The organism is Ignavibacteria bacterium, from assembly GCA_017302895.1.
Taxonomy (GTDB): domain Bacteria; phylum Bacteroidota; class Ignavibacteria; order Ignavibacteriales; family Ignavibacteriaceae; genus UTCHB3.
The window spans coordinates 383081-407510 of record JAFLBV010000001.1 but is presented as its reverse complement, the minus strand read 5'-3'; the positions used below and the strand labels follow the sequence as shown (position 1 = coordinate 407510).

The following is a 24430-nucleotide window of genomic DNA, read 5'->3' as shown; positions in this document are numbered from 1 at the left end:
TAGTTATACAATTATTGAAGAGCCCAATGCCCACTGTACTGGAAATTTTAGACAAATCCACGACTTTTTTAAATGAAAAAGGTATCGAATCGCCCAGACTGAATGCCGATCTTCTCATGGCTAATGTGTTGAACTGCAGAAGACTCGATCTATATCTTATGTTCGACCGTCCGCTTAAGGAGAATGAACTGGAAAAGTACAGGGAATTTATCAGGAGACGAATCAAGTTTGAACCACTTCAGTACATAGTCGGAAATGTTGAGTTTTACGGTTTAAATCTTACAGTTACTCCTGCAGTTCTGATTCCCAGACAGGAAACTGAACTCCTTGTCGACATCATTGTAAATGAAAATAAAGAGATTCCAAATCTTAGAATACTTGATCTGGGCTGCGGCAGCGGCAACATTTCGATTGCCCTTGCCAGGTCACTCCCCGGTTCCGAAGTTACTGCTTTGGAGATCAGCAAAGATTCAATTGAGATTGCAAAAAAAAATGCTATTGACAACGGAATTGAAAACATCTCCTTCATCAATTCAGATATGTTTGATTTTTTCCACTACAATGGAGAGCCAGACCGCATTTTCGATCTAATTATCTCGAACCCGCCATATGTCTCGGAAGTTGATTACAAAACAGTTCAGGAGGAAGTGCTTCGATACGAGCCCTCGATAGCTGTTACAGATTTTTCAGATGGTTACAAGTTTCACTCAGAAATTATTAAAAATGCCGGAGAGATTCTCAACGGTAACGGGAAAGTATATCTCGAGATGGCGCTTGGACAGGACACTCTGCTAAAGGAATTGATGGAGAGCGAAGGTTACTCGGCTATCGAGATTTACAAGGATTATAATCGCATCAGCCGGTTTATCAGAGGGGTAAAATCAAAATGATAGCACTTGTACAAAGAGTCTCGGAAGCCGGAGTTTACATCGAAGAACCTGTTTACTCAGCAGAAACAGGACCGGGTATGGTGATTCTGCTGGGTGTAAAGGAAGGAGACACGCCAAGTGATGTTGTCTTCACCGCCGATAAATGCGCCAACCTCCGGATTTTCGAGGATTCAGAGGGTAAAATGAACATCTCCATAAAAGAAACACAGGGTGAGGTGCTCATTATATCTCAATTTACGCTGTATGGTGAGACTGCAAAAGGTAACCGTCCAAATTTCACAAAAGCAGCAAAACCTGATGTCGCAAATACTCTTTATGAAGCATTCGTTGAAAAGATGAGACAAAACCTGGGAAGTGAAAAAGTAAAAACTGGTGTGTTCGCTGCCATGATGTCGGTAAAAATAATTAACGACGGTCCCGTGACCCTGATTGTTGAATCGAAGTAAAATGGACGGAAAAAAATGTAACGGGTCTATTTCACTGTTTTTCATTGATGGTGTGGGCATTGGTGAACCGGATCCCGCCAAAAATCCATTTTTCTCTTATCCTTTCAAAATATTTTCCGAGTTTTTCACACAAATACCACATTTGGATAATGTGCCTTTGTCAGCAGGTAGAGCGGTACTGTTCCCCGTGGATGCTTCTCATGGATACCCCGGTTTTCCTCAGAGTGGAACCGGACAACTTTCCATTTTTGGTGGATATGACGCCATAGAATCATTTGGAGGTCACTTTGGTCCTTATGCACCCCTGTCTCAAGTCGACAGAATTTATGAGTCAAATCTGTTCAAAAATGCCATCTCCAATAGCTATAATTTCAAATTTTTAAACGCCTATCCCCGTCCGTTTTTTAACTATTTGCGTAAGAAGCCAAAACGGTTGAATGTAACTGCTCACTGTATGATCTCCTCAGGGACAGGATTTAACAGTTCAAGGCAAGTATATGATAAACAAGCACTTACCGCAGAAGTAACAAACTATCGCTGGAGGCAAAAGCTTGGTTCTAAACTGCCTGAAATCTCTCCGGAAGAAGCAGGAAAGATATTTTTAAGAAATTCGCGAAAAGCGGACATTTCTGTTTTCGAATACTATCTCACCGACTATGCCGGTCACCGGAGATATGATGGGAAGATCGAAGAAATATGTGAAATTATCGACAGGTTTCTGCTGCACTTGTTCACGAATCTTGATAATGAAAACGATACCCTCCTTGTCTGCTCAGATCATGGAAATTTCGAAGACATCTCAATAAAGACACATACAAAAAACCCGGCGATGTTCATCGCTTGTGGGAAATATGCAACAGATGCAGAAAACGAAATCAAAAACCTGTCGGATATTACCCCTTTCATCTTTCGAAAATTGAAAGAAAATGAAAAAACTGAGTCTTGATGATATAAAATATTTTCCGGCTATCCCTTTCACAATAGCACTTTGTTTTGGGATAATAATCTCGAATGTTTCACCCTTCCCAATCTGGTTCTCAATTCCTCTTTTTGTCATCTCCACTACACTTTTTTTTCTGCTAAAATTCAGAAATCTTGAAAAATTCGTCCTGATGTTTGCATTACTGTCCGGGTTCGGATTTGGCATCGCAGCAATCAAGATTTCGAATGATTCGCTTATGTTGAACCCGTTTAACACACCAAGAAAATCGGGTATGGAGGTAACTGCAAGAATTATTGAGGTAAGAGAGATGAGCAGGGATAACTTCATCTTCACCGGTGAGGTAACTACAGCTAGCTTCGATTCTTCATTCGTTAATGAGAAGGGAAAGAAAAACAGGAAAAGAGTTTCTCATGCTTACAACCCTGCTCCCGAACTTATATTTAAAATTAGAGATGCTGAACCGGCTGTCTTCAGTTATGTGAAGCAGAATATCAAACCCGGTAGAAGTATCAGGTTGTTTGGCACTTTTAATCTTCCACAGGGCAAACGAAACCCCAGTGGATTCGATTATGCTGCATATCTAAAGCACGAAATGATTTCCGGTACTTTTTCAGTCTATTCGGATTCAGTACTCGAAATTTCAGGAGAAAAGGATTTTATTTCAGGAAACATCTTCGATCTAAGAAAAAATATTGCCGAAATGCTCGATTCACTGCACGATCCGGAGACCGCTGCCATTCTAAAAGGACTGATTATAGCTGACAGGAGCGAAATCGATGAGGAAACTGTTAATTCTTACATAGATACCGGAATTGCTCATATTCTGGCGGTTTCGGGTTTCAATGTCGGTATCATCTATCTTCTGACCCTCCTCCTCTTTCAAAAAATAAAACCACACAGCAGGTGGTTCGATATAATTGCCCGTTTAACTATTTTGTTCCTTTTCCTTATGCTGACTCAATTTCAGGTAACTGTTTTGAGGGCGGTGATAATGTTCTCAGTGCATTCTTTATTGAAATTTTCCGGCAGGTTGACCAACAGGTGGAATACATTAGCGATCGCCGTTTTTATTATTCTGCTGTTCAATCCTCAGGATCTTTTTAGCACCAGTTTTCAACTTTCGGCTGCCGCCGTGGCAAGCCTTTTTATTGCAGAATCAATTTACTCATCTTTCAGATTTACCATCACCTCATTTTTTAACTCAAAAAAGGCAGAAATCAAAAGAAAAGCATCTTCGTTTTTCGATTCTTTTGTATTCAGAAATTTGTCAGAACTCATCGTTGTGACTTTTTTCGTGCAATTGGGGATGTTGCCGTTTTTACTCATTTACTTCGGAAAAATTACCCTCCTCTCGTTACCTGCGAATATAGTTGCTGTTCCGGTCTCCTCACTTATGCTACTCAATGGTCTTTTGACACTGTTTGTTTCGGTCTTCTCCACTTCGGCTGCGGCATTATTAGCCTCTGCTTCCGGGCTGCTAAATAAGATACTGAATATTACCATCGTCGCACTAAAAGATACAAATTGGGGCAAAATTGAATTGCAAAATTTCTCTTTAGCCGACGGTATCGTCTTTTATCTCCTGATTTTCTCCTTAATTATGATCTATTCAAGAAAAAGGGATCTGAAATGGAGGTTGTCATCCGCTGTATTTGCTTTACTCATCATGGTTATTACCCACTCTGCATTTAAAGCAACAGAGTTGAGCAAAAACGCGTCATACATTGTTGCAATAGACACCGGTCAGGGTGATTGCTATCTCCTAAAAGATAAATCCGGAAGAACGGTTCTCATAGACGCAGGTGTTCTCAGTGAACGGTATGACGCAGGAAAATCAACCGTTCTCCCCACCCTTAAACGACTGGGAGTCGACTCAATCGATATTGCCTTTATCTCCCACTACGATATCGATCACGCCGGAGGAATGGTTACTCTTTCAAGGCAGGGTGTGATAAAAAGACTGTTTGTACCCCCACCTGACTCATCTGATATTTCTGATCTGTCGCTCTTTGCACTCTTTTCCACATTCATAACTCCAACCGTTTTCAAGGAGGGGGAAACTCTAAAAACGGGAGAGTTTGCAATAAAATCACTAATCCACACAGATTCATTGGATGTAAACACAGAAAGCAACCGTAGAAGCATGGTTTTAAGTATTTCTGTGAATAACTTCAAAATGTTGTTTACCGGTGATCTTGACAGAGTTGGGGAAAGGAAGTTAATCAGAAATAATATAAATTTGGAATCTGATTTGTTAAAAGTTAGTCACCACGGCAGTAATTCAGCCACGACAAACCTCTTCCTGAATGCGGTAAAACCAAAGGTGGCAATAATCAGTGCCGGTGTGGCAAACAGGTACAATCTTCCGCACCCCCCGGTGATTGAGAGGCTTGAGGGTTTTGGATGTTCGATTTTACGAACCGATATTGAGGGATGTATCATTCTTGAAATTGATGATGATAAACATTTACAAAAAATTGACTGGAGATAGTTGGTAGTGTACACAATAGGTTTTCTGGGTGGTGGTCAACTCGCAAGAATGTCTGCTATGGCAGCTTACAGACTCGGTTTTAGGGTTGCTGTGTATGAATCGAAACTTGATTCACCCGCTGGTATGATGACAAAACTGGACTTTGCGGGATCGATTGATGATGATGCGACTCTAAGCAAATTCGCTGATGTTTGTGATATCATTACTTTGGAGAATGAGTTTATAAACCCCGACAGATTACGGTTTCTGGAATCTCTTGGAAAAAAAGTGTATCCGACTCCTGAGACCATCGGACTCATTCAGGATAAACTTACTCAAAAAAGAACTTTTCAGGAGGCCGGTCTTCCTGTCCCCCGTTTTCACTCTGTTTCAGATTCAGATAATTATGAAGATCTGAAATCTGTCCTGGGTTCTGAATTCATACTGAAATCAAGAAAAATGGGATATGACGGTTACGGCAACCACTTTGTCAGAACTGAAAAGGATTTTCTTGAAGGCATGAAAAAACTTTCTTCAAGACACTCGACAGTGATGGCAGAAGAGGTTATACAATTCACCAAAGAGCTCGCGGTAATGGTTGCCATAAATACTCATGAAGTTGCCGTCTATCCCGTAGTCGAAACAGTGCAGGAAAATCACATTTGTAAATTCGTGCTCGCTCCCGCTGAAATAAGCAAAGCCACAGAAAAACGGGTTTTGGATACAGCAGTCAATGCCGTAAGAAGTGTTCACGGGAAAGGTATATTCGGCGTTGAACTTTTCCTTACTGCTGACAACGAAATATATATAAATGAAATAGCTCCCAGACCCCATAATTCAGGGCATTATTCGATCGAAGGATGTGTAACATCACAATTTGAAAATCACATCAGAGCCGTTCTTGAGCTCCCTCTGGGCAACACTTCCCTGCTGAAGAATTGTGCCGTTATGGTGAATACTCTCGGAAAGTCGGATGGTGAAGGAAAAATATTTAACTACGATGAAATTTTATTCGATTCAGCGGTTCATCTCCATTTTTATGGTAAGTCGGAATCAAGAAAAGGACGGAAAATGGGGCATCTTACCAAAACAGGAGAGAATATTAACACTTTAAGACTTGAACTCGAAAAACTTGAAACTATAATAAAAATTGGAAAGCCATAAATGACAAAAGCAGCATCACCTCTCGTAGGAATTATCATGGGCAGCGATTCAGACCTTACGGTCATGAAAGAAGCTGCCGTCGTTCTCGAAAATTTTGGGATAGAATATGAGCTCAATATCGTTTCTGCGCACAGAACTCCCGAATTGATGGCAGAGTATGCATCAAATGCCCATTTGAGGGGTATCAAGGTGATTATTGCAGGGGCTGGTGGTGCTGCACATCTTCCGGGAATGACGGCGGCTTATTCCCCGCTTCCTGTTATTGGTGTACCGGTAAAATTAAAGTCGCTCGATGGACTCGATTCGTTAATGTCAATAGTCCAAATGCCGGGAGGAGTGCCTGTGGCGACAGTTGCGATAGATCAGGCAAAAAATGCAGGAATTCTTGCAGCTCAGATACTAGCAACCTCTGACAGTTCTCTGTTACAAAAAATTATCGAATACAAAAACTCCCTTCGCGAAATGGTGCTCGCGAAAAACCAAAACCTTTCAACTTAGATTACGGCACTCTCCTTATAAACGACGATACCTGAATCTGAGTCTATCTCCACTTCGATGCCGAATGGTATCGTGTAAAGGTCTTTTACATGACCAAACGGGAAATTGGTTATCACCGGCTTGTTGATTTTTGAAATGTAGTGTTCAAATACCTCGGCTTGGGAGAGTGTTGGTCCATCCCCGGGATCACCTTCGGTAAACTGACCAAAAATAAATCCTGCCGCTTTTTCGAAATATCCGTTAAGAAAGAGTTGATTCAGAAAACGGTCAATCCTGTAAGGAGGTTCGGAAACATCCTCAAAAAAGAAAATCTTTCCTGACGGATCAGGCAGATATTCACTCCCCAGCATGGAACAATAAACAGCGAGATTTCCGCCATAAATCTTTCCGGATGCCATGCCCTTCCGGTTTCCTGACATCGAAATTCCTTTTGGAGCGATTACTTCCCCGCTTTTCCCTGATTCAACAATGTCAAAAAAACTTTTCAAAGTATATTCGCTCAGTTCACCCGCAAAATCCACTGCAGCCATGGGTGCAGCGAATGAAACAAGGCCTGTCTTTACAAGAAACGCCATTTGAAGTGTTGTCAAATCGCTGTATCCGCAAAATATTTTCGGGTTTGACCGGATAATCGAATAATCAATTCCTTGCAGTAACCTGCCGGCACCGTACCCGCCTCTCAAAGAAATTATGGCTTTTACTTCCTCATTCGAAAATGCACTGTGGATGTCATCAATTCTCTCCTGATCACTACCTGCAAGATATCCTTTTTGCTTCATACAGTTGGGTAACATGACCGTTCTGTATCCCCTCTCGTTGAGAAATTTAATCCCTTCTTCCACCCGGCTAATTTTTGAGGGTGAGGATGCGGGAGTGATTAAAGCAATCAGGTCATTTTCTTGCAGTCTGGAAGGTTTCATTTTCTGTTTTCTCGATGTGTTATTTTATCGTTATGTTTGAAAGTGCTAATTGATTTACAATTCATTTATCACTAATTTTGAAAGTGCAAATTTACAATTTAATACGATTTATATATTGCTACAAAATAAAACTGAAACAAAAAATCATAATATTCTGTTCATCGGTGGCTCTCTTAATCAGACCACAATGATGCATGAAATTTCCAAGCACTTTGAAAAAGACAACTTGTATTTTACACCCTATTATGGTGACGGTTATATTCATTTATTGAGACGGGCAGGAATTCTCGATTTCTCCATTCTTGGAGGTAAATTCTTCGATACTACAATGAAGTACCTGAAAGAAAATAATCTGAAAATCGACTATAGAGGGTTGCAAAGAAAATACGACCTTGTTTTTACCTGCTCCGATCTTATCTTTCCAAAAAATATTAAAGATACAAGAGTTATACTTGTCCAGGAAGGAATGACGGACCCTGAGAACTTAATGTACTACCTGGTCAAACATCTTGGATTCCCCCGCTACGCGGCCAGCACATCAACCACAGGCCTCTCTGATTTGTACGACCGCTTTTGTGTTGCATCACAAGGCTACAAGGATCACTTTATCAAAAAAGGAATAAAGGAAGAAAAACTGGTAGTTACCGGCATCCCGAATTTTGATAATTGTGAACAGTTCCTGGAAAACGATTTCCCTCACAAACATTTTGTACTCGTGGCTACTTCCGATGCCAGAGAAACTCTCAAATTTGAGAATCGTAAAAAGTTTATAAGAGAAGCCATTAAGATTGCCAACGGCAAACAATTGATATTTAAACTCCATCCAAATGAAAAAGTAGAAAGGGCAACAGCCGAAATTAAGGCTCTCGCCCCCGATGCAATGGTATATCCGACCGGTAACATCAACGAGATGATAGCCAATGCAGATGTTCTCATCACGAAGTACTCCTCATGTTCGTATGTGGGATTGGCACTAGGCAAGGAAGTTCACTCATACTTCAACATAGAAGACCTCAAAAAGATGATGCCGCTCCAAAACAAGGGTACATCCGCGAAATCCATAGCCCAAGTGGGTATGTCGCTCCTTGAAATGTCAATCGAGGAGGTGAAGGCTGGCAATAACGGAGGCCAAACTTCTTCAAAAATTTACTTTACTGACAAATCGAAATCTTTTTCACAATCCCGGTCAAACCATTCACTTTCAACAAGAGAGAAGCTTTAGATTGATACCTGTTGAAAAAATCGCCACAGTTATTCAGGCAAGAATGTCCTCTACCAGACTTCCATACAAAGTGATGCTATCACTGGCCGGAAAACCCCTTTTACAAAGATTGTACGAAAGAGTAAATGCCTCAGTACTAAAAGGAAGTGTAATAATTGCAACCTCAACAGATCAATCCGATGATCCGGTGGAAAACTTCTGCAAAAGTGAAGGAATCAGATGTTATCGCGGGAGTTTGAATGATCTGCTTCAAAGGCATCTTGGTGCCGCCGAAACCATGGGCGCAGAGTTCGTAATCAAAATTCCTTCAGATGTCCCGCTTATTGATGTGGGTGTTATCGGACGCGTTGTTACTGAATTTTTTAGAGAGGGTTCAGACTGTGATTACATCTCCAACCTCCATCCTGCAACTTATCCCGATGGAAATGATGTGGAGATCATGAAAATTGATGCTCTGCGAAAAGCTGACCGGGAAGCAACCAGAGACTTTGAAAGAGAACATACTACTCCCTATCTGTGGGAGAATCCTCACCTTTTCAAAATCGGTAATGTCACCTGGGAAACGGGTTATGACTATTCAATGTCTCACAGATGGACGATTGATTATGAAGAGGATTACCTTTTTATAAAAACTGTTTACGATGAGCTCTGGTCTCCAAATTACCATTTTTCCATGATTGATATCCTGAATCTGATCGACAGAAAACCATCTATTGCCGCAATAAACAGCAAATTTGCGGGAGTAAACTGGTACAGGCACCATCTCGGCGAACTTCGCACAATTTCGAATGAACAGACCAAAATTTTATAATTGTTACAAATGCACGAAAGAATTTGAATGAGCAATAAAATAGCTTTTAACAAAAACTACCCGGATATCACAGAGTCGAACAAACTTTATGAGCGATCGAAGGGGCTTATACCCGCTTTCACTCAGACTTTGGCAAAAGGACCTGCACAGTATGTAAACGGTGTCGCACCGAAATATCTCAAAAGAGGCAAAAATGCCCATGTTTGGGATGTGGATGGAAACGAATATATCGATTTAAATATGGCTATCGGTCCCCTCTCTCTCGGGTACGCCATCCCTGAGGTTGATCAGGCGATAAAAGATCAACTCGAAGACGGAATCACTTTTTCACTGATGCATCCGTTGGAGGTGGAAGTCGCAGAATTGATAAGAGAAGTTGTGCCGAATGCTGAATCGGTAAGATACAGTAAGACAGGTGCCGACGTGGTTAGTGCTGCTGTACGGCTTGCAAGAGCATTTACAAAAAAGAATAAAATTCTCTGCTGCGGATATCACGGGTGGCATGACTGGTATATTTCTGTCACAGATCGTAACGCAGGTATACCAAAGGTAATCGAGGATATGAGTTTTACCATCAACTACAACGACATCCAATCGGTTATCGATTCAATCGATGAAGATGTCGCATGCATTATCCTTGAGCCTTTCGTTTTTCAGGAACCAAAGAATGATTTTCTTCAGGAACTCAGACGAATCTGCGATGAAAAAGAGATACTTCTTGTCTTTGATGAAATGTGGACCGGATTTCGTATCGCGCTCGGAGGTGCTCAGGAGTATTTCGGAGTAAGGGCGGACCTCGCTCTCTTTTCAAAGGCAGTGGCAAACGGAATGCCTATCGGAATCATTACGGGTCGTAAAGACATAATGACATTGCTTGACAAAGATGTATTTTTCTTCACAACTTTTGGTGGTGAAGCTCTTTCATTAGCCGCAACTAAAGCCACGATCGAATTCATGAAAAAGAACAGTGTTCAGGCTGTAATTGCTGAAAAAGGAAGAAAACTGAAGGATGGCTATAACAGAATTGCTTCAGAACTCGGAATGGAATACACTTCCTGCTCGGGATTCGACTGCAGGACTATTATGACTTTCGACGCCTCTGCCGGTAATCCACTTGAGATGAAATCACTGGTTCAGCAGGAAATGATAAAGAGAGGTGTACTCTGGGGTGGTTTCCATAATGTAAGTTTTTCACTTACTGATGAGGATATCGAACATGTTATTGCCTGCTACGGTGAAGTACTCCCGATACTGAAAAAAGCTGTTCAGGATGGCAATGTGAAAGACCTGCTTCGCGGTGAACCTGTCGGTCCCGTTTTCCGGAAAACTTCCAATTTCAATATGAAACCAAGGAATATGGGTTAAAATGGAAAATATATTTAACCTTTCCGGAAAGGTAGCCATTGTAACAGGCTCCCTCGGACTGATCGGAAAAAATCACTGCCGGGCACTTGTAAATGCGGGAGCGAATGTTGTGGTCACCGATTTAAATGGTTCACAATGTGAAGAGTTTGCAAAAGAAATCTCCCCTTTCGATGACGCGATTAAAGTTATTGGATTTGGTGCGGACATCACTTCTCCAAAGGAAATAGAGAATCTGCGGGATTTCACTCTGGAAAAATTGGGAAGGATCGACATTCTTGTCAACAATGCTGCAATTAACGATAAATTTGAAGATCCTGCAGCACTTTTTGAGCAATCCAAATTTGAAAACTACCCTCTTGACCTGTGGAACAAGTCTCTGACTGTGAATGTCACAGGTATGTTCCTCTGTTCTCAAATCATCGGAAAAGTGATGGCTGATGCCGGGAAAGGAAGCATTATCAATGTTGCTTCCACCTACGGAGTTGTTGCTCCCAACCAGGACATGTATATCGATTCAGAGGGTGTTCAGAAATTCTACAAGACTCCCGCTTATCCCGTAACAAAAGGAGCAGTCATCTCGTTCACGAGATATCTCGCTGCCTATTGGGGCGAAAAGGGAGTCAGAGTGAATACACTTACTCCCGGCGGAGTCGAAAACAATCAGGATGATTTTTTTATAAATGAATATTCAAAACGCACACCATTAAAAAGAATGGCTAGACCTGATGATTATATGGGGGCGCTTGTTTTCCTTGCATCAGATTCCTCTGCTTACATGACGGGAGCCAACCTTGTAGTGGATGGAGGATTCACTATATGGTAGATTTGTCAGGACTCAAAATTCCACTCGAAGAAGCAGTTTCGAGAGCAAAAAAATTAAAAATAATAATCACGGATGTTGACGGCGTTCTTACTGATACGGGGGTTTTTTACTCCGCAGAAGGTGAGGCGATGAAACGGTTTTCCATCCGGGACGGAATGGGAGTCGAAAGACTGCGCACTGAATGTGGTGTTGAAACTGGTATAATGACGGGTGAAAACTCTCCGGCTGTTTCTAAACGGGCGGAAAAACTAAAGATTGTTCATTATTTCCCCGGAATTAAGGATAAAAAATCTGTCTTCAAGGAAATTGTTGCTTCAGGAAATTTTTCTCCGGAAGAAATAGCGTTTATCGGTGACGATTATAACGATATCGGGATTATTAAGGAGGCAGCTTTCACAGCTTCCCCTGCCGATGGAATGCCTTACATCAGATCCCTTGTAAATTATGTCTGTTCCGTAAACGCCGGTTATGGTGCCTTCAGGGATTTTGCCGAATTGATTATCTATCTCAGGCAGAATTTTTAACCGAAATGCCTTAGCACAAATTTTACAAGTTAAGCGGACTAAATTTTTATATACTTGAGGTTTTTTTTGAGAAATGAAAGATTAATTAAGGTTGGCAATCGATTCATTGGTGACGGGCAACCTTGTTTTGTAATTGCTGAGATTGGCATCAATCATAATGGATCAGTTGAGATTGCTAAAAAACTGATTGATGGTGCCGCAAATGCAGGTTGCGATGCGGTCAAATTTCAGAAGCGAACTCCGGAAATTTGTGTACCAAAGGATCAGTGGAATATCGAAAGAGACACTCCGTGGGGTAGAATGACCTATATCGATTACCGTCACAGGATGGAGTTTACACCGGAACAGTTCGGAGAGATAGCAGATCATTGCAGCACGAAAGGGATTGAATGGTTCGCTTCATGCTGGGATGAAGAAGCTGTTGATTTTATTGACCAGTTTAATCCCTCACTTTATAAAATCGCATCTGCTTCACTGACAGATCATAAATTGCTAAAAAGACATTCGAAGCTCTCGAAGCCGTGTATTTTATCAACCGGGATGTCAACTATTGATGAAATTGAGGAAGCTGTAGAAGTTTTTGGCACTGAAAATCTTTTGCTGGCGCACGCCACCTCCACATACCCGTGTGTACTCGAGGAATTAAACCTCAAGATGATTTTAACTCTCAAAACCATGTTCCCTCACACAGTTATTGGATATTCAGGTCATGAAACCGGCTTGGCACCAACTGAGGCTGCCGTTGCGATGGGTGCTGCTTTTGTAGAACGACACATTACTCTCGACAGGGCGATGTGGGGCTCTGATCAGGCTGCTTCAGTAGAAGTCGGAGGTTTTGCCAAACTTGTGGCCAACATAAGAGATATTGAGACTGCTCTTGGAGACGGTATCAAAAAAGTATATGACAGTGAAATTGGTCCCCGGAAAAAACTGAGAAGAGTTCAATAGGAGGTTCTGTTTTGGAAAGCATCATAAATTATATCAAGAACTACCTGCTTCATCTTGATACGACGACCATCGTAACCGGTTCGATCATAGTAATTTTTGCAATAGCTCTTATTCTTCTCGAGAAAAAGTTTCCCTACACCAAAGGGCAAAAGCTCCTCAGGGAAGGATTTTTCAACGATCTTGTTCTTTACACCATTGTTCAGTCATATGTCCTGGGTCTGGTCATCGGTGAATTAATTAAGTTTATCGACGGTCAGACTGGTATCCAAAGATACCAGCTTCTTTCCGATGTGCCTGTATGGATTATCGTACTCGGTTCCCTCTTCTTTCATGATTTCTATATCTACTGGTTTCACAGATGGATGCACAACAACAAATATCTGTGGAGATTACATGAGGCTCACCACTCGACAAAAGAGGTTGATTGGTTGTCCGGATCACGGTCACATGCCCTCGAAATCCTTATCAACCAGACTGTTGAGTTTGCCCCTTTCATTCTGCTGGGTGCTCCTGCAGAGGCAGCAATTATTAAAGGATGTATTTCCGCTGTCTGGGGAATGTGGATCCACGCAAATCTGGACATCCATACAGGGAAACTTCACTACATTATTAACGGTCCCGAGATGCATCGCTGGCACCATTCCGATAAACACGAGGAAGCATACAACACCAACTACGCAACCAAATTTGCTTTCTGGGATTATCTATTCGGCTCTGCCTTCTTCCCCGAAGGCGAAAAGCCAAAGTATTACGGATTATCTGAGTTTTTCCCCTCCAATTATGTAAAGCAGTTCTTCTTTGCTTTCAGAAAAATGAAATCGGAAGGATGAATAGCGAGGGCTGAAGGATGAAATCAGAGGGATGAAAATTGAAGGATGAATTTTAAAATAAAAAAAGGCTGCCGGGTTTTGGCAGCCTTTAGCTAATAGTTCACAGGTAAAAGATAACAGCTACTTTAGATAGACTATTTTAACCACTCCGGTAGTTTTACTGTTGGAAACTGAAAACAGATAAACGCCCGAGGGTACTGAAAGTTCCGAGAAATCAATTGAATAGTCAATCACTCCTGATTGAGTAACATTTATTACTTTCCTTGAAATCACCTCACCCGTAATTCCGGTAATTTGCACAAAATATTCACCTGCATCTGCAAATGAAATCTGTACCTTAGCCATATTATTGAATGGATTAGGGTATGCATTTGAGATCGTGAATGAATGTGGCACAGGAGTCAGGTCGTTTACAGAAACAGGTGCAAAAAGATTTTTGAATGCGAAGAAGTTGCCGTCAGAATCTCCGATTATCAAATCTTTTCTTGTGTCTCCATCTATATCAGCGAAATATGGTGTGGAATTCTGATCCATCTCAATACCCGCAACCAGGGTGCTGTTGTTTGTCCACACAGGTGCAGTCGCTGTTCCTGTGTTTTCGTAATACTTAAGGTCTCCCCAGAGGCTTCCAATGATAAGATCGTAATCTCCATCATTGTCAGCATCTCCGAACGACGGACGGTTGTACGAACCAAAGTTGATACCTGTGATCATCGAAGGATTGGATGTGAAGGTGTTATTTCCGACATTTTCCATAAATACCACATTTGCTGATGTCTCAGCTCCAACGAGGAGATCCATGTCTCCGTCTCCGTCCAAATCAACAGGTGCCGGTATGCTCGTCCAACCAATATCAACCGCAGAAAACCAGTTGGCAAGTGTGAAACTGCCATTATTATTGAGATACAGGTAAACTTTTCCATCAGTTGCACCGGTCACAACATCATAATCTCCATCTTTGTCGAAGTCTGCAAATCTCGGTACCGAATAGGAGGATGTTGACAAATTCCCGTAATTCCCGGAAGTAAGCGCAAACTGAGGTATAAATTTAGTGCCGTTGTTTTGCACAAGTCTGATTTGTCCTCCGGAAGTTCCCGTTATCAAATCGAGATCGCCATCGTTATCGATGTCTGCAAGCGAGGCAGTGGAGTTACCCGACACTTTAACAACCGGGAAATATGTCCCATTATATGCAAAAACCGGAGATGTGAGAGTGCCGTTATTCTGATACATTAACATGTTGCCATCATCAGTCCCGTAGATAAGGTCACGGTCGCCATCGTTATCGATATCCACGAGGTCAGGGTTTTTCCAGTAGTGGGAAGTTTCGGTTGTAAATACATCAGCAACCCCCGTCCAAACCGGTGCGTTTAGGGTACCGCTGTTTCTGTAGTAGAGAAAAGAAGCAAGGTCTCTGCCGAGCAGGAGATCAAGCTTCCCGTCATTATTCATATCTGCAAGCCTTGGGTAAGAATTTCTGCCGATATCCGGAATTCCGGAAACGAATGCCTGATATTGTTCGAATACAGGTTCTGTCGTAGTGCCAATATTTCTGAAACCGAGAGTGATACCGGGTGTTGGTCCTCCGAGAAGCGACTCCCCTATCCCGGCTAAAAGGTCGAAATCACCATCTCCGTCAAGATCGCCAAATTCAGGTTTGGCATCCGACCCGATCAGGGTATTCACACTCATAAAAACTGAGTCTTTTTTCACCCATTCAGGAGCTGAGATCGTCCCAAAGTTAAGAAAACAGGTAAATCCTCTGAATCCTCCTGTTACAAAATCCATTTTACCGTCACCATTCAAATCCACAAAAACACCATAAGAATAGCTGTTTGTTGGATCCAGGACAGCAATTTGTGCAAGATAGACGGTATCTTCTGTAAAATACGGTTTCCCGTTTACCGGATCGTTCCTGTAAAATTTGGCATCGCTGCTCAGATAACAGAGACTTAAGTCCTGGTCACCATCATTGTCGTAATCAATAAAAAATGGTGCAGTGAAATGCTTCATCAACAAGCCTGTGGGATTAAATACTCCCTTCATTTCAGACCAGTTTTGAGAAAAGAGGTTGATTGTAAATAATACAGATAATATCAGGTATCGCATGTTTTCTTCACTTATTTATAATAATAATTTGTGTATGCAATTTAGGAATTTTTAACCAATTATGAGGGGTTCTGCGTGCCCTCTTGCAGTTTCACTACATAAACGGAGTATAAGAAAGACAAAAGGCAACAATTAATCGGGCATAGTCGGATCACGGACTTGCAAAACTCACCGTGCAGAAAAAAAATTTGAGAATTCAAAATTGTATGCAAATAATATGAGATTTTTTTTGTAATTTTCAGTCATACTAGATGTGAAATAGTATACAATCAAAAATACTAAACTTAATTAATGGTGAACAATACAAAAAGAGGCAGGATATGTTAAGTGATAGCACAAAGAAGGAGATAGCTGACAGATTACGGTATTATGCGCACATGAAGTTTGGCAGTCTGAAGTTGTTGGCAAGGCAACTCGGAGTAACTTCCAGCACATTATCGCAATATGCAACAGGGAAAAGCATTCCCGGTAACACAATGCAGAACAGATTGCGTGAGATAGGGTGTGATGTAGAGTGGTTAATGACGGGAAATTCGGAAAACATGGATGCGGAAGTGATTTCGATTCCAAACGAGTTCAAACTTTTAAGACGGGATTTCACAGTCTTGATGAGAGATAATGAAATTTTTAATCTGCGTCTTCAAAGGATTGAATCAGCCTTGGAATCTCTCTCAATCGATCTAAATTCTTACAGGCGGGAAAACGATATGAGATGACTAAGTGGAGCTACGGGGATTCGAACCCCGGGCCTTTTCATTGCGAACGAAACGCTCTACCAACTGAGCTATAGCCCCCTGTCATAAAGTACGCGGGATTTGGGTACCTGTCCTCTTTGATTGAGAAGAGGTACCTCTGAATTCTATTTTTTCTTTTTGCTTGGTTTGGTATTCTTTGCAGGAGCTTTATCTGATGCCAGGGCACTGACTTTTACTTTACCTGCTCTTTTGAATTTGTATATCAAAGAGTACTTCTTCCCTTTTGCAATGTCTTTGTTCAGCTTGATCAGCATTATGTGCATCCCGCCGGGTTTCAACTCAATGGTCTTTTTTGCAGGAATTACGATGAAATCGACTTTTCGCATTCCGGTCTTGCCGTTTTCTTCGTAGGATTCGTGTATCTCTGTTACTTTTGCAAGATCAGATTCGACTGCATACAGCGTGTCAGCTTTATCGCCTTTGTTTGTGATCTTTGCATATACTGCAGTGTTTGTGCCCTTCGAATTGGGCCTTATCCAATTGGACGAAACCTCCATTTTGGGAGCGAGTGCGGTTATTAATAACAGGCTTGTGACTAATTTAAACATTTTTACCTCAGTTTTTCAATATCTTGGACAATTTCGGAAGTGTTGGCTTTGCTTCCCGAATATTCTTTTCTTAAAAATCCTTTTTTGTCGATCAATGATATCCTGTCGGTATGTGTGAAGAAATATGACAGGGTGCCGTCAACTATGGTTGAATCTTCAGGCACCGCAACTATCCTCATTATTGACATCAGAGAATCGGTTGTCCTCTTATCGCCGGTAAGAAACCTAAAATTCTTCTCGTTTATCTCCCGAAGTGCTGCAAACTTTTTTAACAGGGCAACAGTATCTCTTTCGGGATCGAAGGAAATGGCAACAAAAACTATATCGTCAGTTTCCCCCTTGCCAATAAGTTCGTTTTGAACCAATTGCATATTATTTACTGTTAAAGGACATATATCGGGACAGTGTGTGAAGACAAATCCAACTACAACCACTTTGTTCTCAAAACCGGTTGGAAAATCCACGGTTTGTCCGTCCTGATCCAGCAACTTAAAAGAAAAACCTTTTAGATTCTCGTCAAGTTCGAATTTTGATTTGCATCCCGCAAAAAGAAGCAAAAGAAAAACGAATGAAGCTAATAAATACTTTTGAAATTGAAAAATTATCATAGGTAAATATCAGCAAAATTATCAAGAACTAAAAGTCAAAATCATGAAGCTAATTTAGAGAAAATATTCTTTTTATGCGATTATTAATCTTCTACAAATTATATTCAGGTTCGGAATTTATCCATTTCTAATCATCAGGTAGTGAATAATGAACAACATTCAATGGCATTCTCTTAAATCGGACGAAACGCTCAGAAAGCTAAATTCTCACACCGACGGTCTGACTACTCAGGAAGTCAGTGAAAGAATTGCGAAGTATGGTTACAACGAAATAGAAGAAAAGGCAGCAGTCTCCCCTCTTGCGCTGTTTATCTCACAGTTTAACAGTCTGCTGATCATTATACTCTTCGTGGCAGCAATTGTTTCACTAAGCTTTGGAAAAATTACTGAAGCGATCTCGATCATCATCATCGTGATATTTGCCGGTGTTTTGGGATTCATTCAGGAATTCAGAGCTGGTAAGGCATTGCAATCGCTAAAGAAGATGGCAGCGCCTCTTGCTATCGTTATAAGAAACGGCAAGGAACAGGAAATTGCGTCAAGAGAACTGGTGCCAGGAGATATTATCAAGATATCGATGGGAGCTAAAATTCCTGCCGATGCACGGATAATAAAATGTGCAAATCTTAAGGTTGAAGAAGCCGCTCTAACCGGAGAATCTGTTCCGGTGGATAAACACACGGACCCTGTTCAAGGTGAAAACATCCCATTGGGTGACCGGAACAACATTCTGTTTGCCGGTACCGCTGTTTCATTCGGAAGAGGAACTGCTATTGTGGTTGCTACCGGAATGGAAACAGAGTTCGGTAAAATAGCCACCATGCTTCAAAATACCGAAGATGAAAGAACCCCAATCCAGGTAAATCTTGACCAGCTCGGAAAAAAACTCGGCATTTTTGCCATTTCGCTTTCGGTCATTATGTCGGTATTTCAGCTCATCAGAGTGTTTTCCTCAGGTGAACTCACTTCCGACAAGATAATGGATGTGTTTATTTGGGGTGTCGCTCTTGCTGTAGCGGTTATTCCGGAGGCACTTCCCGCTGTAGTGACCATTTCTTTGGCACTCGGTGTTAGAAGAATGGTAAAAAGAAAAGCTCTTATACGGAAACTTCCTGCGGTTGAAACTTTAGGTGCAACCAATATAATCTGTTCCGACAAAACAGGTACCCTGACACAGGACGCAATGACCATTAAAAAGATGTTTACAGGCGGCACCGTTTACAAGGTTACAGGAAACGGTTACAAACCCGAAGGGAGCATTCTTGTCGATGAGACTGAAGTCAAGGAATTGCCGCTTCCCCTGAAACATACTCTGGAGAGTGGTGTACTTTGTAATGACACAAAACTCGTAAAAGAGGATGATGAGTGGGAAATCATCGGTGATCCAACCGAGGGAGCTATTGTCGTGGTTGCCGAAAAAGCCGGCATCAGTAACAGTGCATTTAATTCAAATAATCCCCGCTTGTATGAAATTCCCTTTTCATCCGAAACAAAAAAGATGACAACCGTGAACAAGACTGAAGAGGGGCTTTGGGTTTCTTCCAAAGGTGCACTTGAGATGTTACTTGCTTCCTGTAAGTATATCTACAGGGCTGATGGCATTGGTGAGATCACACAGGATGACATCGATCTGATTCAGAAACATTACAAGGAATTTGCTGACGATGCCCTGCGTGTTTTGACAATATGCGGTAAGAGAGTTGAACTGGATATCGATGCCTTTAAAACTGTCGCAGAAGAAGCGAATGAGAAAGAGGACATCCGGCAGGATCTGATTCATATAATTGAAAATGATCTTATATTTCTCGGACTGGTAGGTATGTTCGATCCACCCCGCGAAGAGGTTAAGGAAGCCATCAAAATTTGCGACAAAGCCGGCATCAGACCAATCATGATCACAGGTGATCACAAGGATACAGCAGTGGCTATCGCCCGTGAACTCGGTATTCTGAAGCATGGAGGGGCATTATCCGGACAGGAACTGGATAAACTGACCGACGAGGAATTTTTGGACAGTGTGGACAATACGGATGTTTACGCCAGAATCTCCCCCGCTCACAAGATGAAAATCGTGGAATCTTTGATGAAAAAGGGTAATATCGTTGCAATGACGGGAGACGGTGTGAATGATGCACCTTCGCTCAAGAAAGCCAATATCGGCGTTGCGATGGGTATTACAGGAACGGATGTGAGCAAGGAAGCAGCCGACATGATCCTTACGGACGATAACTTCACTTCGATTGTATCTGCGATTGAGGAAGGCAGAAGTATCTTCGAGAATATCCGGAAATATCTCGTATATCTTCTCAGTGGTAATCTGGGAACCGTTTTTGGTATCCTGATTACTTTTTTCCTTGGTTATTCGCTTCCCATTAATGCAGTACAGATTTTGTTCATTAACTTTATAATGGACGGACTTGTAGCTATCGCCTTGGGGGTTGAACCACCCGAGCCCGGCATAATGGACAGAAAACCAAGAAACACGAAGGAAGGAATTCTTAATACACCAGCTCTTCGTTCCATCGGAATTCTTAGCGTCTGGATTGCGATAATTACCACCGCTGCCTACGCGTACTCAATGGAATATGGTCATGCAGCCGGAGTTACTGATATCAAATTGATTGAGAAAGAAGCTTCAACAGTATTCTTCATCACCCTGCTTGCAGCGAGATTCTTCAATGGATTCAACTGCCGTTCGGTTTCCAGATCAATGTTCGCAATTCCGTTTCTCAGCAACAAGACACTTATCTACAATATTTTGGCATCAATTGGTATCATCGCCCTAATTTTCATCATTGAGCCATTGAGAAATGCTTTTGATTTGTCAACTGTAACCACAAGTGAAATAATTGCTGCAGCAATCACTTCATTCTCAGTCATTATTTTCTCAGAATTGCTTAAGCTGTTTTACAAAAACAAAACAGAGAAGTGATTCTAAGGAAGATTCCTTATCATATTTTCAAGCCGGAGCAGATTCAAAGTTTTTGGTCTGCCCGGCGAATATATTCCTGCCTCGATATAAAACACTTTAGTCCCCAATTTTAGAATTCTTCCTGTAAACACCCCCGCCATCGGATATGGACTTGTAGTCCAGTCTCCCCGAAAAGAGTTAATTACGATAGAGTCTAAAAGCAGTCTGCCCGTTTTCATCACGGAACCATCTCTGTAAACAATCGCCTTTGGGATGACAACATCCCTGATCTTAATGATTTGTGAAGTGTCATAATTGGAAATCGTATCGGTAATCTCAGCAATCAGAATCCATTCTTCTGTTTTTGTTCCGGCTCCCCTCCTCAGTAGCGAGAATCCTTTCTTATTCAGGGGCAATGCCGCTTCAAAACCAACCGGAATTTTAAAATCAATACCGTGGATCAGCTTGACAGAGTCAGATATTTCTTTTTCATATTTTTCCGGCTTTTTTTCAGACCGGGAGGTACTCAAGCAATTGTCTTTTATTTTCTGTATCAAAGAAACAGAGGAGGAGGTCAGGAAACTATCAAGGTTAAACTCCCTTCCATATATCAGAAACCAGACAGTCTGTCCGTTAAAAAATAAATTTTCCTTCCTGATTATGACGGGTTCACTTCCCTTTTCCGCCCGGGAAATTACTTCATCTCTAAAAATACTTTTGAAGCGTTGATTCATAAGTGAGGAAGAAGTCCTCAGAAATATGAGTAGATTTTTCCCTGACGGGGTTTTATCGAAGTTCTGTTTTATAAAGGTTACTGATTCGAAAAATGGTTCACTCATTCCGTCGAGCGACACGGTTGAAATAACTGAATCGACAATTCCCTTCTGAGAACCTGTTACGGTCTCATCGGTAATTATTTGAATGTCAGTAAGTTTTCCGGAGGATTCAGGTTGCTGGTTGTTGCAACTGATAAAAATGAGCGAGAGAAGAAGGAGGAGAGAAGAAAATCTGAAGTTGCTACACCGGAACATTCTTCAGAACCAGTTCCAGATTCGGGAAGAAGAGCCAGTATAAAAGCCACAGGACAGTCCCTGTTGAGAGCGGAATGGCTACATTGTCATCGAGTACACCTGAGGCTATATTCTCCGCTATAGCCGCAATAAAGCCACTAAAAACTATCATCCCGATTTCGATCCAGGAATCGGTGAATTTCGGTGTCAGAAATGCGATGACAACTGTACTAAGGAAAAACGCTCCTGTGCCCTCAAGGCTTTTTTTGAGAAAACGGGTTTTGCCCCATTTCCTGCCGATAAGAGCAGCTACGGTATCTCCTACAATAAGAAAGAGGAGAGCAACGATGGCAATTGCCTTTGGGAAGACGATAATACACAGAATGGCTGCACCGAGCAAATATGTTGCTCCTGACAGTTGTTTTTTTCCCTCATCGAGCTCGTGCTTTCTAAAGATGGAGCCGAAAAACTTGTAAACAAATTTGGCAAATGGCGGGCTGATAAATCTTCCGACATCAACAATCAGTGAGATTATCAGAACGAGACCGAGAATTATCAGTCCCGTATTTTTGGGAATAAAGTAATAAATGATGGGAATAGACAGACTACAAGTATGGATCATCTTACGATAGATCTCATATTTGTAGTCTATCTGAGTCTGTTCAGAGCTATTCATCTGCCGGTTTAACAACTGATGATCTGCTTTTCAGCATCTCTTTTACATGGTCCGGCAGTTCTTCTTTTTTGTCAGCTTTGGGTACAGGAGGCAACTCTTCGCCTCTCATAATTTTGTCGATTTCCTCTGAATCAAGGATTTCTCTCTCGAGCAATTCAGCGGAGAGTTTGTGAAGCATCTCAATATTGTCTTTGAGGATGATCATAGCCCTGTCCATGCATGAATTAATGATTCGTTTAATCTCCTCATCAATTTCAATTGCAGTTTTTTCGCTGTAATCCCTGTGCTGCTGAATTTCCTTTCCGAGGAAAATTTCTTCATGCTTTGTACCATAGTTAAGTGGTCCGAGTTTGTCGCTCATACCCCACTCACAGACCATTTTTCTGGCGAGATTTGTAGCCCGCTCAATGTCGTTTCCGGCACCTGTTGTATAATGGTCGAAGATTATCTTTTCCGCTGCTCTGCCGCCCAATGCGTAAGTAATAACAGCTTCAAGGTACGATTTTGAATAAGTGTGTTTCTCATCCACAGGCAGGTAACTTGTTACGCCAAGAGCCCTTCCACGCGGAATGATTGTAACTTTGTGTACAGGATCGGCCTCGGGAATCATTTTCGCTACAAGAACATGTCCAATTTCATGATATGAAGTGGTTTTCTTTTCTGCATCGGAAATAATCATGCTTTTCCGCTCCATGCCCATCATAACTTTGTCTTTTGCCTCTTCGAAATCATCCATATCAACTTTGGATTTATTCTTTCTTGCGGCAAGAAGAGAAGCTTCATTAACAAGATTGGCAAGCTCAGCACCTGCGAGTCCTGGTGTTCCTTTAGCGAGAATCGAAAGTTCAACATCATCAGCCAGTGGAGTGTTCTTGGTATGCACCTTTAGAATGCCTTCTCTTCCCTTAACATCAGGTCTGTCGACTACAATCTGTCTGTCGAACCTGCCGGGACGGAGCAGAGCAGGATCAAGAACATCGGGTCTGTTTGTGGCTGCAATAATTATTACGCCACTGTTTTGTTCAAATCCATCCATCTCAACGAGGAGCTGGTTTAAAGTCTGTTCCCTCTCATCGTGACCGCCACCAAGACCGGCACCTCTGTGACGACCGACAGCGTCAATCTCATCGATAAAAATAATACAAGGGGCGCTTCTCTTTCCTTGTTCAAAAAGGTCTCTTACACGGCTTGCACCCACGCCTACAAACATCTCGACGAAATCAGCACCCGATATCGAGAAGAATGGGACACCTGCTTCACCAGCAACAGCTCTCGCGAGAAGGGTCTTGCCTGTCCCCGGAGGTCCCAGCAGGAGAACACCTCTTGGAATTTTTCCACCAAGTTTTTGGAATTTTGAAGGTTCTTTAAGGAATTCTATAACTTCCTGCAATTCAACTTTAGCTTCATCGGCACCGGCAACATTTTTAAATGTCACTTTATTGTTCGACTGATTGATCAGTTTGGCTTTACTCTTGCCAAAATTGAAGATACCGCGCTGACCACCGGCTCCGCCACCACCCTGCATTCTTCTCATGAAGAAGAACCACAGACCTATGATGAGAATCCAGGGAATCATGCTGATAAGAATTGTCATGAAATTATTTGATTGCTGATTAATAGTCAGATCAATCTTTTTTTCATCCCATTTTTTCTTTTCAAGTTCAAAATCCGGCTCGGCTATGTTCACAGTAATTTTATCAGTTAACACTTTTTTGTCTGCAATTCCGACATTGACTTTTTCCCTGAGTTCCGCCTGAAAAGTATGAACCTTTGAATCAGTGATGTTCACTTCAGCCGATTTAATCAGGCTGTCATTAAGGATTTTAACATACTGATAGTAAGGTATTTCAACATATTTGACTGTTTCACCTTTGAAGAGTTGCATGGCAATAACGGCTGCGATAATAACAACCCCCCAGCCGAAAACCACCCTCATGATTTTATTCCAGTCGAAATTCT

At 41.7% G+C, this 24430-nt stretch carries 22 protein-coding genes and 1 tRNA gene; 15 read left to right on the top strand and 8 right to left on the bottom strand.

Annotation, left to right across the window (positions count from 1 at the left end):
* Window positions 1-26: 26 nt before the first annotated feature.
* Genes prmC through purE form a run of 6 tightly spaced genes read left to right on the top strand, consistent with a single transcriptional unit; the run spans window position 27 to window position 6411 of the window.
* Complete coding sequence (prmC, locus tag J0L60_01585; GenBank protein ID MBN8544797.1) at window positions 27-890, top strand: peptide chain release factor N(5)-glutamine methyltransferase; 864 nt, start codon at window positions 27-29, stop codon at window positions 888-890.
* A complete protein-coding gene (locus tag J0L60_01580) occupies window positions 887-1336 on the top strand; it encodes a D-tyrosyl-tRNA(Tyr) deacylase (protein ID MBN8544796.1) in 450 nt (149 codons plus the stop codon). Before prmC ends, J0L60_01580 begins: the two co-directional genes overlap by 4 nt.
* 1 nt (window position 1337) lies before the next feature.
* Window positions 1338-2282 (top strand): metalloenzyme, encoded by a 945-nt coding sequence (locus J0L60_01575; GenBank protein MBN8544795.1) that lies wholly within the window; start codon window positions 1338-1340, stop codon window positions 2280-2282.
* The gene (locus J0L60_01570; protein MBN8544794.1) at window positions 2263-4770 is read left to right on the top strand and encodes a DNA internalization-related competence protein ComEC/Rec2; all 2508 of its coding nucleotides are present in this window, start codon (window positions 2263-2265) and stop codon (window positions 4768-4770) included. Before J0L60_01575 ends, J0L60_01570 begins: the two co-directional genes overlap by 20 nt.
* Window positions 4771-4818: 48 nt before the next feature.
* Window positions 4819-5913: a 5-(carboxyamino)imidazole ribonucleotide synthase gene (locus J0L60_01565; protein MBN8544793.1), complete on the top strand. Its 1095-nt coding sequence runs from the start codon at window positions 4819-4821 to the stop codon at window positions 5911-5913.
* Window positions 5914-6411 (top strand): 5-(carboxyamino)imidazole ribonucleotide mutase, encoded by a 498-nt coding sequence (gene purE / locus J0L60_01560; protein MBN8544792.1) that lies wholly within the window; start codon window positions 5914-5916, stop codon window positions 6409-6411. It begins immediately after the preceding gene.
* Here purE and J0L60_01555 read toward each other — a convergent pair.
* Window positions 6408-7331: an LD-carboxypeptidase gene (locus J0L60_01555; GenBank protein ID MBN8544791.1), complete on the bottom strand. Its 924-nt coding sequence runs from the start codon at window positions 7329-7331 to the stop codon at window positions 6408-6410. The two genes, purE and J0L60_01555, sit on opposite strands and share 4 nt — an antisense overlap.
* Window positions 7332-7446: 115 nt before the next feature.
* On the opposite strand from J0L60_01555, the gene J0L60_01550 reads away from it, so the two are divergent.
* From J0L60_01550 to J0L60_01520, 7 genes are all read left to right on the top strand, one after another.
* Window positions 7447-8553 carry a hypothetical protein gene (locus J0L60_01550; GenBank protein ID MBN8544790.1) on the top strand — a complete coding sequence of 369 codons (1107 nt, stop codon included), beginning with the start codon at window positions 7447-7449 and terminating at the stop codon, window positions 8551-8553.
* Window positions 8554-8596: 43 nt separating this feature from the next.
* Window positions 8597-9364 (top strand): glycosyltransferase family protein, encoded by a 768-nt coding sequence (locus J0L60_01545; GenBank protein ID MBN8544789.1) that lies wholly within the window; start codon window positions 8597-8599, stop codon window positions 9362-9364.
* Window positions 9365-9391: 27 nt separating this feature from the next.
* Window positions 9392-10729, top strand: a complete 1338-nt coding sequence (locus J0L60_01540) for an aminotransferase class III-fold pyridoxal phosphate-dependent enzyme (GenBank protein MBN8544788.1) — start codon at window positions 9392-9394, stop codon at window positions 10727-10729.
* Between the two features lies 1 nt (window position 10730).
* Window positions 10731-11552 (top strand): SDR family oxidoreductase, encoded by an 822-nt coding sequence (locus J0L60_01535; GenBank protein MBN8544787.1) that lies wholly within the window; start codon window positions 10731-10733, stop codon window positions 11550-11552.
* The gene (locus tag J0L60_01530) at window positions 11546-12076 is read left to right on the top strand and encodes an HAD hydrolase family protein (GenBank protein MBN8544786.1); all 531 of its coding nucleotides are present in this window, start codon (window positions 11546-11548) and stop codon (window positions 12074-12076) included. The genes J0L60_01535 and J0L60_01530 overlap by 7 nt, the downstream gene beginning before the upstream one ends.
* A 66-nt stretch (window positions 12077-12142) precedes the next feature.
* Window positions 12143-13024 carry an N-acetylneuraminate synthase family protein gene (locus tag J0L60_01525; GenBank protein MBN8544785.1) on the top strand — a complete coding sequence of 294 codons (882 nt, stop codon included), beginning with the start codon at window positions 12143-12145 and terminating at the stop codon, window positions 13022-13024.
* Window positions 13025-13047: 23 nt separating this feature from the next.
* A complete protein-coding gene (locus J0L60_01520) occupies window positions 13048-13854 on the top strand; it encodes a sterol desaturase family protein (protein MBN8544784.1) in 807 nt (268 codons plus the stop codon).
* A 120-nt stretch (window positions 13855-13974) separates the two neighbouring features.
* Here J0L60_01520 and J0L60_01515 read toward each other — a convergent pair whose 3' ends face one another.
* The gene (locus J0L60_01515) at window positions 13975-15963 is read right to left on the bottom strand and encodes a T9SS type A sorting domain-containing protein (protein MBN8544783.1); all 1989 of its coding nucleotides are present in this window, start codon (window positions 15961-15963) and stop codon (window positions 13975-13977) included.
* A 320-nt stretch (window positions 15964-16283) separates the two neighbouring features.
* Here J0L60_01515 and J0L60_01510 point away from each other — a divergent pair, with 320 nt between their 5' ends.
* A complete protein-coding gene (locus tag J0L60_01510) occupies window positions 16284-16679 on the top strand; it encodes a hypothetical protein (GenBank protein ID MBN8544782.1) in 396 nt (131 codons plus the stop codon).
* 5 nt (window positions 16680-16684) lie between these two features.
* On the opposite strand, the gene J0L60_01505 is transcribed toward J0L60_01510, so the two are convergent.
* The 3 genes from J0L60_01505 to J0L60_01495 all read right to left on the bottom strand — a co-directional run bounded on the left by J0L60_01505 (window position 16685) and on the right by J0L60_01495 (window position 17874).
* Window positions 16685-16757, bottom strand: a tRNA-Ala gene (locus J0L60_01505).
* 65 nt (window positions 16758-16822) lie between these two features.
* Window positions 16823-17266 (bottom strand): copper chaperone PCu(A)C, encoded by a 444-nt coding sequence (locus J0L60_01500; GenBank protein MBN8544781.1) that lies wholly within the window; start codon window positions 17264-17266, stop codon window positions 16823-16825.
* A gap of 2 nt (window positions 17267-17268) precedes the next feature.
* On the bottom strand, window positions 17269-17874 hold the full coding sequence (locus J0L60_01495) for an SCO family protein (GenBank protein ID MBN8544780.1): 606 nt from the start codon (window positions 17872-17874) through the stop codon (window positions 17269-17271).
* A gap of 148 nt (window positions 17875-18022) precedes the next feature.
* On the opposite strand from J0L60_01495, the gene J0L60_01490 reads away from it, so the two are divergent.
* On the top strand, window positions 18023-20806 hold the full coding sequence (locus J0L60_01490) for a cation-translocating P-type ATPase (GenBank protein ID MBN8544779.1): 2784 nt from the start codon (window positions 18023-18025) through the stop codon (window positions 20804-20806).
* Between the two features lie 2 nt (window positions 20807-20808).
* Here J0L60_01490 and J0L60_01485 read toward each other — a convergent pair whose 3' ends face one another.
* From J0L60_01485 to ftsH, 3 genes are read right to left on the bottom strand one after another with little or no spacing between them, the layout of a single operon-like run.
* The gene (locus J0L60_01485; protein ID MBN8544778.1) at window positions 20809-21816 is read right to left on the bottom strand and encodes a DUF4837 family protein; all 1008 of its coding nucleotides are present in this window, start codon (window positions 21814-21816) and stop codon (window positions 20809-20811) included.
* Window positions 21803-22471 (bottom strand): dolichol kinase, encoded by a 669-nt coding sequence (locus tag J0L60_01480; protein ID MBN8544777.1) that lies wholly within the window; start codon window positions 22469-22471, stop codon window positions 21803-21805. The genes J0L60_01485 and J0L60_01480 overlap by 14 nt, the downstream gene beginning before the upstream one ends.
* On the bottom strand, window positions 22464-24407 hold the full coding sequence (gene ftsH / locus J0L60_01475) for an ATP-dependent zinc metalloprotease FtsH (protein ID MBN8544776.1): 1944 nt from the start codon (window positions 24405-24407) through the stop codon (window positions 22464-22466). The genes J0L60_01480 and ftsH overlap by 8 nt, the downstream gene beginning before the upstream one ends.
* Window positions 24408-24430: the final 23 nt, after the last annotated feature.